The organism is Pseudomonas khavaziana (assembly GCF_019145205.1).
GTDB lineage: Bacteria > Pseudomonadota > Gammaproteobacteria > Pseudomonadales > Pseudomonadaceae > Aquipseudomonas > Aquipseudomonas khavaziana.
Window position 1 is genome coordinate 404,113 of record NZ_JAHSTT010000005.1, and the last position, 12,485, is coordinate 416,597.

The 12,485-nt window shown below is 59.9% G+C and carries 11 protein-coding genes; 10 read left to right on the forward strand and 1 reads right to left on the reverse strand.

Annotation, left to right across the window (positions count from 1 at the left end; all coding sequences use genetic code 11):
• Position 1: 1 nt before the first annotated feature.
• The 10 genes from KVH01_RS15370 to KVH01_RS15415 all read left to right on the forward strand — a co-directional run bounded on the left by KVH01_RS15370 (position 2) and on the right by KVH01_RS15415 (position 11,332).
• Positions 2 to 895 (forward strand): LysR family transcriptional regulator ArgP, encoded by an 894-nt coding sequence (locus KVH01_RS15370; RefSeq protein ID WP_043049041.1) that lies wholly within the window; start codon positions 2 to 4, stop codon positions 893 to 895.
• 52 nt (positions 896 to 947) lie between these two features.
• Positions 948 to 1,946, forward strand: coding sequence for an NAD-dependent epimerase/dehydratase family protein (locus KVH01_RS15375; protein ID WP_217881958.1), 999 nt, complete (start codon positions 948 to 950; stop codon positions 1,944 to 1,946).
• Positions 1,947 to 2,073: 127 nt separating this feature from the next.
• Positions 2,074 to 2,898 (forward strand): ATPase, encoded by an 825-nt coding sequence (locus KVH01_RS15380; RefSeq protein WP_217881959.1) that lies wholly within the window; start codon positions 2,074 to 2,076, stop codon positions 2,896 to 2,898.
• Positions 2,899 to 3,119: 221 nt separating this feature from the next.
• Positions 3,120 to 4,379, forward strand: coding sequence for a D-mannose isomerase (locus tag KVH01_RS15385; RefSeq protein WP_217881960.1), 1,260 nt, complete (start codon positions 3,120 to 3,122; stop codon positions 4,377 to 4,379).
• A gap of 104 nt (positions 4,380 to 4,483) precedes the next feature.
• Complete coding sequence (locus KVH01_RS15390; protein ID WP_043049036.1) at positions 4,484 to 5,770, forward strand: ABC transporter substrate-binding protein; 1,287 nt, start codon at positions 4,484 to 4,486, stop codon at positions 5,768 to 5,770.
• Positions 5,771 to 5,927: 157 nt separating this feature from the next.
• Positions 5,928 to 6,836 carry a carbohydrate ABC transporter permease gene (locus KVH01_RS15395; protein WP_034115703.1) on the forward strand — a complete coding sequence of 303 codons (909 nt, stop codon included), beginning with the start codon at positions 5,928 to 5,930 and terminating at the stop codon, positions 6,834 to 6,836.
• Positions 6,829 to 7,674, forward strand: a complete 846-nt coding sequence (locus KVH01_RS15400) for a carbohydrate ABC transporter permease (protein ID WP_056847651.1) — start codon at positions 6,829 to 6,831, stop codon at positions 7,672 to 7,674. The genes KVH01_RS15395 and KVH01_RS15400 overlap by 8 nt, the downstream gene beginning before the upstream one ends.
• Before the next feature lie 2 nt (positions 7,675 to 7,676).
• The gene (locus KVH01_RS15405; RefSeq protein WP_043049032.1) at positions 7,677 to 8,837 is read left to right on the forward strand and encodes an ABC transporter ATP-binding protein; all 1,161 of its coding nucleotides are present in this window, start codon (positions 7,677 to 7,679) and stop codon (positions 8,835 to 8,837) included.
• Positions 8,838 to 9,041: 204 nt separating this feature from the next.
• Positions 9,042 to 10,388 (forward strand): carbohydrate porin, encoded by a 1,347-nt coding sequence (locus KVH01_RS15410; protein ID WP_043049030.1) that lies wholly within the window; start codon positions 9,042 to 9,044, stop codon positions 10,386 to 10,388.
• 98 nt (positions 10,389 to 10,486) lie between these two features.
• Entirely contained in the window at positions 10,487 to 11,332 is an 846-nt protein-coding gene (locus tag KVH01_RS15415; protein WP_217881961.1) for a D-hexose-6-phosphate mutarotase, read from the forward strand.
• Between the two features lie 121 nt (positions 11,333 to 11,453).
• Here KVH01_RS15415 and KVH01_RS15420 read toward each other — a convergent pair whose 3' ends face one another.
• Entirely contained in the window at positions 11,454 to 12,314 is an 861-nt protein-coding gene (locus KVH01_RS15420) for a MurR/RpiR family transcriptional regulator (protein ID WP_169856377.1), read from the reverse strand.
• Positions 12,315 to 12,485 lie beyond the last annotated feature (171 nt).

Genomic DNA, 12,485 nt, shown 5'->3' on the forward strand with positions numbered 1-12,485 from the left:
GATGTTCGACTATAAATTGCTGTCTGCCCTGGCGGCGGTAGTGGAACAGGCCGGCTTCGAACGCGGTGCCCAGGTGCTGGGGCTGTCGCAGTCGGCCATTTCCCAGCGCATCAAGCTGTTGGAGGCACGTATCGGCCAGCCGGTACTGGTGCGCGCTTCGCCGCCGACGCCCACCGATATTGGCCGGCGCCTGCTCAACCATGTGCAGCAGGTGCGATTGCTTGAGCGTGATCTGCAAAGCCAGGTGCCGGCCCTGGACGAGGAGGGCATGCCCGAACGCCTGCGCATCGCCCTGAATGCCGACAGCCTTGCCACTTGGTGGGCCGAAGCCGTCAGTGATTTCTGCGCCGAACAGCACTTGCTGCTGGACCTGGTGGTGGAAGACCAGACGGTAGGCCTCAAGCGCATGCGTGCCGGTGAAGTGGCTGCCTGTATCTGCGCCAGTGAGCGCCCGGTGGCCGGGGCTCGCAGCCTGTTGCTGGGTGCCATGCGTTATCGCGCGCTGGCGAGTCCGGCTTTTATTGCCCGGCATTTTCCCGAGGGCGTGCGGGCCGATCAATTGGCGCGTACACCTGCGCTGGTGTTTGGCCCGGATGATTTCTTGCAACACCGCTACCTGGCTTCTCTTGGGGTGAATGGTGGTTTCGAACACCATTTATGCCCGTCATCCGAAGGTTTTATCCGCCTGACGGAAGCCGGTCTGGGCTGGGGCCTGGTGCCCGAATTGCAGGTGCGTGACCAGCTTGAAACCGGCGCATTGGTCGAGTTATTGCCAGATAAGCCCATCGACGTGCCGCTGTACTGGCATCATTGGCGCAGTGGCGGGCAGCTGTTGGGCCTGTTGACCGACCATCTGGCCCAGGCGTGCGGCCAATGGTTGGTGCCGTTGGAGTAGCGGCAGGCGTCAAGGCAACAGCGATGAAAAACGAAAGAACACGGAGTACTACATGAAAATTCTGGTCACCGGCGCAAGCGGCTTCATCGGCGGGCGCTTTGCGCGCTTCGCCCTTGAGCAGGGCCTGGATGTGCGGGTCAACGGGCGGCGCGCCGAAGGTGTGGAACACCTGGTACGGCGTGGTGCCGAGTTTATCCAAGGTGATTTGAATGATGCCGACCTGGTACGCGACCTGTGCCGCGATGTCGAAGCCGTGGTGCATTGTGCCGGTGCCGTCGGGCTATGGGGCAAGTACCAGGACTTCCATCAGGGTAATGTGCTGGTCACCGAAAACGTTGTTGAAGCCTGTCTCAAGCAGCGTGTCGGGCGCCTGGTGCATCTGTCGTCGCCATCCATTTACTTCGATGGCCGCGACCACCTGGGGCTCACTGAAGAGCAAGTGCCCAAGCGTTTCAAGCATCCCTATGCTGCCACCAAGTACCTGGCTGAGCAGAAGGTCTTCGGGGCCCAGGAGTTCGGCCTTGAAGTGCTGGCACTGCGTCCGCGTTTCGTTACCGGTGCTGGCGACATGAGCATCTTCCCGCGCCTGCTGAAGATGCAGCGCAAAAATCGCCTGGCTATTGTGGGCGACGGTCTGAACAAGGTCGACTTCACCAGCGTGCATAATCTTAATGAAGCGTTGCTCAGCAGCCTGCTCGCCCCCGGCTCGGCGTTGGGCAAGGCCTACAACATCAGCAACGGCGCGCCGGTGCCGGTGTGGGATGTGGTCAACTATGTGATGCGACAAATGGAGTTGCCCCAGGTGACCCGTTATCGTTCCTACGGTTTGTCCTACAGCGTGGCAGCCTTGAATGAGGCATTTTGCGCCATGTGGCCGGGGCGGCCGGAACCGGCGTTATCGCGCCTGGGCATGCAGGTGATGAACAAGGATTTCACCCTCGATATCAGCCGCGCCAGGCATTATCTCGACTATGAGCCCAAGGTCAGCCTGTGGGCCGCGCTCGACGAGTTCTGCAGCTGGTGGAAGGCCCAGGACCCGGGCCTCAAGTAAGCTCATAACCAGCAACACATCGGGAACCGAATTCCAGGTTCCGGGTCGATCCATGCGCCGGGAGTGCGGTTTATACTCCTGCCGCTCGGCTTCGCAGTCAGCCACCTCATTGATTCAGGGTAGATTCATGCGTAACGATGCAAATGACGATCTCGACAACGTTCCTACGCTGCGGGCCGACCATGGGGACGACGACGATTTCGTGCCGACGCCCGCCACGTCGGTGCGCTCGCGAGCGACGCCAGTGGTCAAGGTCAAGAGCGCCAGCACCGGCCCGTTGTGGGCATTGGTCGGCGCACTGTTGATCGCCTTCGCCGGCCTGGCCTGGTGGAGCTTCCAACAAATCTCGCTGATGGGTCAGCAGTTGGTCGCCACCCAGGAAAGCTTTGCACGGATCAGCGAGGAAGCGGCGGGGCGCCTGCAGGATATTTCCGGCAAGGTGGTGGCCAGCGAAGCCAACGTGAACAACGGCAGCGAAGCATTGAAACTGCAGATCAAGCAGTTGCAAGACCAACTGCAGGAGCAGGGCAAGCAACAGCTGGGCGTGGCTGGCCAAGCTACCGAACTGGACAGCCGTTTGGCCCAGATGACCGCCAGCACCACCGAACTGACAGCGGCCAATACCAAGCTGCAAGGCCAGGTGCAGGCCCTTACTGATGCTGTCGCCAGCCTCACGGCAACACAGGCCGAGACCAAGGGCCTGGCCACCGATGTGGCGGCCTTGAAGAAACAAGGCAACCCAAGCGCGGCCATCGCCCGTCTCGAGCAGGACTTGCTGGTGCTCAAGAGCGCTCAGGAAAACCAGCCGGCCAATATCGACGCGCCGACCAACAAGGAATTCGACGTGTTCCGCATCCAGACCACGCGCAATATCACCACCTTGCAGAGCCAGGTGCAGAACTTGAATCAGCGTCTCAATGCGCCTGCTGCGGCCACACCACTGGGTCAATGAACGCGAAATCGTTCTCTGTAGGAGCGAGCTTGCTCGCGAAAAACGTTAACGATGACGGGTACTTGCTGAATGAACGCGGCGCCTGTGAGTTTTTCGCGAGCAAGCTCGCTCCTACATGGATTGTCACCGCTCGGTGACATTTCTTTTCCCCTTCGTTACTTGCCCCTCCTGCGCCCTTGTTTAGACTCCGGTCATCCCACATAAAACAATAAGGGCCACCCATGACCACCCGACCACTGCCTGCGAGCAGTTGGCTGAACGCACCTGCCCATCACACCTGGCTCGCCGCCGAAGGCCAGCGCCTGCTGGCGTTCGCCAAGGCATCGCGGCTGCCGGATGGTTTCGGCAACCTGGACGATAAAGGCCAACTGCCGGCCAATGCCCACGCCGAAACCATGAACACCGCCCGTATGACCCACAGCTTCGCCATGGCCCATGTCATGGGGCTACCTGGTTATGCCGAATTGGTGGCCCATGGTGTCGAGGCCCTCAGCGGCCCGCTGCGCGACCGTGAGCACGGCGGCTGGTTCGCCACTCCCAACGCCCTTGATGGCAACACCGGCAAGGCTGCTTACCTGCATGCCTTCGTCGCCCTGGCCGCCAGCTCTGCCGCAGTGGCCGGCGCGCCCGGCGCACAGGCCTTATTGAACGACGCCATCCATATCATCGACCAGTTCTTCTGGAGCGAGGAGGAGGGCGTCATGCTCGAATCCTTCGCCCAGGACTGGAGCGGCGTCGAAGCCTATCGCGGTGCCAACAGCAATATGCACGCGACCGAAGCCTTCCTGGCCCTGGCCGATGTTACTGCAGATACCCGTTGGCTGGACCGCGCGCTGCGCATCGTCGAACGGGTGATCCACACCCATGCCGCCGCCAACCAGTTCATGGTGATCGAGCATTTCGATCCGCAGTGGAAGCCGCTGCCGGGCTACAACCAAGACAACCCCGCCGATGGCTTTCGCCCTTATGGCATCACTCCCGGCCACGGTTTTGAGTGGGCGCGGCTGGTGTTGCACCTGGAGGCCGCGCGCTTGCAAGCCGGGCTCAGCACACCCGATTGGTTGGTGGGCGACGCCAAAAACCTGTTTGCCAGTGCCTGTGAATATGCCTGGGCTGTAGATGGCGCTGCCGGCATCGTCTACACCCTGGACTGGAACCATCGCCCGGTGGTGCGCGAGCGTCTGCACTGGACCCACGCCGAAGCCAGCGCCGCCGCGCAAGCCCTGCTCAAGCGTACCGGCGAACTGCATTACGAGACCTGGTACCGTCGAATCTGGGAGTTCTGCGAAACCCACTTTATCGATCGCATCAACGGCAGTTGGCATCACGAGCTCAGCCCTTGCAACCAGCCCGGCAGCAAGATCTGGGGCGGCAAACCGGACCTCTACCACGCCTGGCAAGCGGTGGTGCTGCCTGCGCTACCCTTGTGGCCCAGCATGACCAGCGCTTTAGCCCAGGGTGGTTATGTCACCAAGTGGTGACATTTGTACGTCCCTTTGTTACCTGCACCCTGGAAATCCGTGTTTAAACTCCGTGCAGCGCAAGCTCTAGACTTGCATGCATAACAACAAGAAAAGGTACTCAGATGAACGCGATTAATCGCCTCGCCGTCGCTATTTCCATTGCCTCGTTGTTTCCCCTCACTGCATTTGCCGCCGACTCCAAAGGCACGGTCGAAGTGGTGCATTGGTGGACCTCAGGCGGTGAGAAAGCGGCTGTGGATGTGCTGAAGGCCCAAGTTGAGAAAGACGGTTTCACCTGGAAAGACGGTGCCGTCGCAGGCGGCGGTGGCGCCACCGCGATGACCGTGCTGAAAAGCCGCGCGGTTGCCGGCAACCCACCAGGCGTTGCCCAGATCAAGGGCCCCGACATCCAGGAATGGGCGTCCACCGGCCTGCTCGATACCGACGTGCTCAAGGACGTCGCCAAAGCAGAAAAGTGGGATTCCCTGCTCGACAAGAAAGTCTCCGACACCGTCAAGTACGACGGTGACTACGTTGCGGTACCGGTCAACATCCACCGCGTGAACTGGTTGTGGATCAACCCGGAAGTATTCAAGAAAGCCGGCATCACCAAGAACCCCACCACCCTCGAAGAATTCTACGCAGCCGGCGACAAGCTAAAAGCTGCGGGCTTCATTGCGCTCGCCCACGGTGGCCAGCCTTGGCAGGACAGCACCGTGTTCGAAGCGGTAGTCCTCTCAGTCATGGGAGCGGACGGCTACAAGAAAGCCCTGGTCGATCTGGATAACGGCGCGCTGACCGGTCCGGAAATGGTCAAGGCCCTTACCGAGCTGAAGAAAGTCGCGACCTACATGGACGTCGACGGCAAAGGCCAGGACTGGAACCTCGAAGCCGGCAAGGTCATCAATGGCAAGGCCGGCATGCAGATCATGGGTGACTGGGCCAAGTCCGAGTGGACTGCGGCCAAGAAAGTCGCCGGCAAGGATTACGAGTGCGTAGCCTTCCCGGGCACCGACAAAGCCTTCACCTACAACATCGACTCCCTGGCGGTGTTCAAGCAGAAAGACAAAGGCACTGCCGCAGGTCAGCAGGACATCGCCAAAGTCGTGCTGGGTGAAAACTTCCAGAAAGTGTTCAGCATCAACAAGGGCTCGATCCCTGTGCGTAACGACATGCTGACCAAGATGGATTCCTACGGCTTCGACTCCTGCGCCCAGACTGCCGCCAAGGACTTCCTGACCGACGCCAAGACCGGCGGCCTGCAGCCAAGCATGGCGCACAACATGGCCACCACCCTGGCGGTGCAAGGTGCATTCTTTGACGTGGTGACCAACTACATCAACGACCCGAAAGCCGACCCGGCCGACACCGCCAAGAAGCTTGGCGCGGCGATCAAGTCGGCCAAGTAACGCAGCTATCTGTAGGAGCGAGCTTGCTCGCGAAAAACTCAAGGTCACCGCGTTCATCCTGTATGCACGCGCTATCGTTGAAGTCCTTCGCGAGCAAGCTCGCTCCTACAGGGTTCGGTCTACCTGTTAGTTCTTTTTCCCTGTACTGGATTTCCCCATGAGTTCTGTTGCTGTGTTCAGCAAGGCCTCGCCGTTCGATGCACTGCAACGCTGGCTGCCCAAACTGGTGCTGGCGCCGAGCATGTTCATCGTGTTGGTGGGCTTTTATGGCTACATCCTATGGACGTTCGTGCTGTCGTTCACCACCTCCACCTTCCTGCCCAGCTACAAATGGGCGGGCCTGGCTCAGTATGAGCGGTTGTTCGACAACGACCGTTGGTGGGTGGCGAGCAAGAACCTGGCCGTATTCGGCGGCATGTTCATTGGCATCACCCTGGTGATCGGGGTGACGCTGGCGATTTTCCTCGATCAGAAAATCCGCCGTGAAGGTTTTATCCGCACCATTTACCTGTACCCGATGGCGCTCTCGATGATCGTCACCGGTACCGCGTGGAAATGGCTGCTCAACCCGGGCATGGGCCTGGACAAACTCCTGCGTGATTGGGGCTGGGAAGGCTTCCGTCTCGATTGGCTGATCGACCCGGACCGCGTGGTCTACTGCCTGGTGATCGCTGCTGTGTGGCAAGCCTCGGGCTTTATCATGGCGATGTTCCTCGCCGGCCTGCGTGGCGTTGATCAGTCGATCATTCGTGCTGCACAGATCGACGGCGCGAGCTTGCCGCGCATCTACTGGAGCGTTGTGCTGCCCAGCCTGCGTCCGGTGTTCTTCAGTGCGGTGATGATCCTGGCGCACATTGCGATCAAGAGCTTCGACCTGGTGGCGGCAATGACCGCAGGCGGCCCTGGCTACTCGTCCGATCTGCCGGCGATGTTCATGTACTCGTTCACCTTCAGTCGCGGCCAGATGGGCATGGGCTCGGCCAGTGCAATCCTGATGCTCGGTGCGATCCTCGCGATCATCGTGCCGTACCTGTATTCCGAGCTGAGGACCAAGCGTAATGACTAGTCTCGTTGCCAAACCTGCCATCAGCCTGAGCCGCATCGCGATCTACGCGGTGCTGATCCTGGCGGTGCTGCTGTATCTGGTACCGCTGGTGGTGATGCTGCTCACCAGCTTCAAGACCCCGGAAGACATCAGCACCGGCAACCTGCTGAGCTGGCCGACCGTGGTCAGCGGCATCGGCTGGGTCAAGGCCTGGGCCACTGTGGATGGCTACTTCTGGAACTCGATCAAGATCACCGTGCCGGCGGTACTGATTTCCACCGCCATCGGTGCCTTGAACGGCTATGTGCTGTCGTTCTGGCGCTTCCGGGGTTCGCAGCTGTTCTTCGGGCTGTTGCTGTTCGGCTGCTTCCTGCCGTTCCAGACCGTGCTGCTGCCGGCGTCGTTCACCCTCGGCAAGATGGGCCTGGCCAGCACCACCACCGGCCTGGTGTTTGTGCATGTGGTCTACGGCCTGGCGTTTACCACGCTGTTTTTCCGTAACTACTACGTCAGCATTCCGGATGCGCTGATCAAGGCGGCACGCCTGGACGGTGCGGGGTTCTTCACTATCTTCCGCCAGATCATCCTGCCGATGTCGACGCCGATCATCATGGTCTGCCTGATCTGGCAGTTCACCCAGATCTGGAACGACTTCCTGTTCGGCGTGGTGTTCTCCAGCGGCGACTCCCAGCCCATTACGGTGGCGCTGAACAACCTGGTCAATACCAGCACCGGGGCCAAGGAATATAACGTGGATATGGCGGCGGCGATGATCGCCGGGCTGCCGACCCTGCTGGTCTATGTGATCGCAGGCAAGTATTTCGTGCGCGGCCTTACGGCCGGCGCGGTCAAGGGGTAATCATGGCTACGCTTGAACTTCGCAATGTAAACAAGACCTATGGCGCCGGCCTGCCCGACACCTTGAAGAACATCGAACTGTCGATCAAGGAAGGCGAGTTCCTGATCCTGGTCGGCCCGTCGGGCTGTGGCAAATCCACGCTGATGAACTGCATCGCCGGCCTTGAGACCATCAGCGGCGGCGCGATCATGATCGGCGACCAGGACGTCAGCGGCATGAGCCCCAAGGACCGTGACATCGCCATGGTGTTCCAGTCCTACGCGCTGTACCCGACCATGAGCGTGCGCGAGAACATCGAGTTCGGCCTGAAGATCCGCAAGATGCCCCAGGCCGATATCGATACCGAAGTGGCTCGTGTGGCCAAGCTGCTGCAGATCGAGCACCTGCTCAACCGCAAGCCCGGCCAGTTGTCCGGCGGCCAGCAACAGCGTGTGGCCATGGGCCGTGCCCTGGCGCGTCGGCCGAAGATCTACCTGTTCGACGAACCATTGTCCAACCTCGACGCCAAGCTGCGCGTCGAGATGCGCACCGAAATGAAACTGATGCACCAGCGCCTGAAAACCACCACCGTCTATGTCACCCACGATCAGATCGAAGCGATGACCCTGGGCGACAAGGTGGCGGTGATGAAGGATGGCATCATCCAGCAATTCGGCACGCCGAAAGAGATCTACAACAACCCGGCCAACCAATTCGTAGCGAGCTTTATCGGTTCGCCGCCGATGAACTTCGTACCCCTGCGCCTGCAACGCAAGGACGGTCGCCTGGTGGCGCTGCTCGACAGCGGCCAGGCCCGTTGTGAGCTGGCGCTTAACATGACGGACGCCGGCCTTGAGGACCGCGATGTGATCCTGGGCCTGCGCCCGGAGCAAATCATGTTGGCGGCGGGCGAGGGCAACAGCGCATCGAGCATTCGTGCCGAAGTCCAGGTCACCGAGCCGACCGGCCCGGACACCCTGGTATTCGTGCAGCTCAACGACACCAAGGTCTGCTGCCGCCTGGCGCCGGACGTAGCGCCGCAGGTCGGCGAGACCCTGACCCTCCAATTCGACCCGGCCAAGGTGTTGCTGTTTGACGCCAAGACCGGTGAGCGACTGGGTACCGCTGCTTCGCTGCCGGCACAGGGGCATGCCGACAACGTGACCCAGTTCAAGGGTCGCTGAAGCATCGTGTAGGAGCGAGCTTGCTCGCGAAGGTCGTTAACGATAACGCGGGCATCCTGGATGAACGCAATGACCTTGGGTTTTTCGCGGGCAAGCTCGCTCCTACAGTAATGTGGCTAATGGTTAACTTGTTGTTTAGGCTAAAAAAATGTAACCCGCGTTAGATAAAAACAGTTTAATAACAATAAAGACGAGGATGTAGGGATGAAAAAGCAACACAACAACACTCGGCTGATCTGCCAACTGTCAGCAGCAGCAGCCCTTGTATTGTCCGCCAATGCGATGGCGGCCGATGCGTTCAGCGCCGATTCCAAGTGGATGACCGGCGATTGGGGCGGTGAGCGTACCAAGCTGATCGAGCAAGGTATCGACATCAAGGCCGACTACGTTGGGGAAATGGGCTACAACGCCCACGGCGGCTACAACGACGACAAGACCGGTCGCTACTCTGACCAGTTCGGTCTGGGCGTGGCACTGGACCTGCAAAAACTGTGGGGCTGGGATAACACCCAGGCCAAGATCCAGTTGACCAACCGTAATGGCCAGAACATCTCCAATGACCGCATTGGTGACCCGCGTGCCGGCACCTTGAGCTCGTCCCAGGAAGTCTACGGTCGCGGCCACATGGTACGCCTGACCCAGTTCTGGATTCAGCACCAGATGTTCGACAACAAGTTGGACGTGAAACTCGGCTACTTCGGTGAAGGCGAAGACTTCAACACCTTCCCGTGCGACTTCCAGAACCTGTCGTTCTGTGGCTCCCAAGTGGGTAACTACGTAAACACCTGGTACAACTGGCCGGTCGCCCAGGCCGCGATCCGTGTGAAGTACAACATCACGCCTGAGCTGTATGCGCAAATCGGCGCCTACAACCAGAACCCCTCGCAATTGGAGCACGGCAACGGCTTCAAGCTCAGCGGTAGCGGCACCAAGGGTACTGTGATTCCGGTGGAATTGGTCTGGTCGCCGAAGGTTAATAACCTGCCGGGCGAATACCGTGTGGGCTTCTACAAGAGCGCCGCTGATGCCCCGGATGTACGTGAAGACGTCAACGGCGGCGATGCTGTCCTTTCTGGCGCAGACTTCCGCACCCGTAGCAGCAAGAAAGGTTACTGGTTCGTTGCCCAACAGCAACTGACTACGCATAACGGCGACGCTTCCCGTGGCTTGAACATCGCTGCCAACGCGACCTTCCACGACAAGGAAACCAACCTGGTCGACAACTACCAGTCGTTGATGCTGGTGTACAAGGGCCCATTCGACGCGCGTCCAAAAGATGATGTCGGCATTGGCGTCGCTCGCCTGCATGTCAACGATGACGTGAAGAAGAACTCCCAACTGCTCAACGCCGCCAATGGTGTGAGCGACTATGACAACCCGCTGTACACGCCGATTCGTGAGACCGAGTACAACGTCGAACTCAACTATGGTTTCCACGTCACCAACTGGCTGACCGTGCGTCCTAACCTGCAATACGTTGTCCAGCCTGGCGGTGTGGATAAAGTCGACAACGCTCTGGTCGCTGGCTTGAAAATTCAGTCTACGTTCTAACGCTGTTGCGATAAGCTCCTCTCTCTGTGCGCATTTGCGGGTAGCCATGGCTATCCGCTTTTTTTTGGCTTGCACTGTGATATTCGGGACCTGGGCACATGCATGAGCAACCGCTGCAACGCTTTTTCAAATCCCTGCGCGAACGTCCAGTGTTCGCCTGGGAACGCTTTCAGATGCGCGACGTGTTGGTGATCGACCATCCCCTGTGCCAGGCAGTGTTCAGTCGCCAGGGCGCGCAATTGCTGCACTTTCAACCCTCGGGCCAGAAACCTTGGCTGTGGTGCGCCGCCAAATGGCCGCAAGTCGGTGCCATTCGTGGTGGCGTGCCGGTGTGCTGGCCCTGGTATGGCCGCCATCCCAGCGAAAACGCCTGGCCTTCCCATGGTTGGGCGCGCTTGATCGACTGGAAGCTGCTCGACAGCAGCACCGACGACGACGGCGTGCGCCTGCACTGGCAATTGCAGCTGTGTGACTGGCAGGTGGACTTGCACGCGCATCTGGGCGAGACCCTGGACCTGCGCCTGAGCACCGAGCACCAGGACGAACTGCCGTGCCAGTTGAGCCATGCATTGCACGCTTACTGGCGTATTGGTCACGTTGATGAGGTAGCGCTGTCTGGGCTCGACGGGGCGCAGGGCTACGACCAGCTCAATCGCCAGGTTTGCCAGCAGGAAGGCGAGCTAAGGGTCGATGGCGGTTGCCAGCGGGTGTTCCAGCACGAGGGTGAATTGCAACTCAAGGATCACGCCTGGCAGCGCGAACTGTGCATCGACACCGGCGACAGCGCCGACACGGTGGTGTGGCACCCGGGTAGCCGGCCGCTGCTGGGCGTGAGCTTTAACGAGGCGTCGGGGTTTGTGTGCGTGGAGTCGGCCATGGCCGGGGCCAGCTTGGCACCGGGGGAGAGGGCGCATTTGAGTTTGCAGGCCAGGGCTGGGGTTTAGGTGTATGGCTGAGGGCTCTATCGGGAGCAAGCCCCCTCCCACAGTTTGATTTGTGAATACCTTCAAATGTGGGAGGGGGCTTGCTCCCGATGAGGCCAGTGCAGCCAACACAAGTCCAGGCCTAGTTGAACTCATCCCCCACCGGATACCGGCTGTCATTCAAGCTTTCTTTGATCTTGCGCAAATGCGGCTGGAAATCCACCCCGCGGCGCAGGGTCATGCCGGTTGCCAGCACATCCAGCACCGTCAGCTGGATGATGCGAGACGTCATCGGCATATAGATGTCAGTGTCTTCCGGCAGCGGAATGTTCAGGCTTACCGTACTCGCCTTGGCCAGCGGTGAGTTCTCGGCGGTGACCCCCAATACTGAAGCACCATTTTCCCGGGCAATACGCGCTACTTCCACCAGCTCGCGGGTACGTCCGGTGTAGGAAATGATCACGAACAACTCACCGGTGTGGGCCACCGAAGCGATCATGCGCTGCATCAGCACATCCGCATGAGCGGTCACCGCCAGGTTGAAACGGAAAAACTTGTGCAGCGCATCCATCGCCACCGGTGCCGAGGCCCCGAGGCCGAAGAAGTGGATCTGCCGGGCCTGGATCAACAAATCCACGGCCTTGCTGATCAGGGCCGGGTCCAGTGCCTGGCAGGCGCTGTCCAGGGAGGCAATGGCACTGCCAAAGATCTTCTGGGTGTAGGCTTCGGGGTTATCATCAGCCTCCACGGCGCGGCTGACATAGGCGGCGCCACTGGCCAGGCTTTGCGCCAGTTGCAATTTAAGTTCAGGGTAACCGCTGACACCGAACGAACGGCAGAAACGGTTGACCGTCGGTTCGCTGACCGAGGCGGCTTGGGCGAGGGCGGCGATCGAGAAGCGTGTGGCCTGCTGCGGGTTGAGCAGGATGACTTCAGCGACTTTGCGCTCGGCCTTGTTCAATTCTTCGAGGCGGTTCCGGATCTGTTCCAGAAGATTTCGCACGCGGTCCATTCAGTCTTTCCTTCGGGCGACGATGCAAATAAGGGGCAGTGACCAATCGATGAATGGCCCTTTGCGGTGGCCTATCCTACTGAGGGTAGCTGAACACCACCACTCGGAATGCGTATTTCGGGAAAATGTTGTGGTTATTACTACATTTTTCCTTGAGTGATG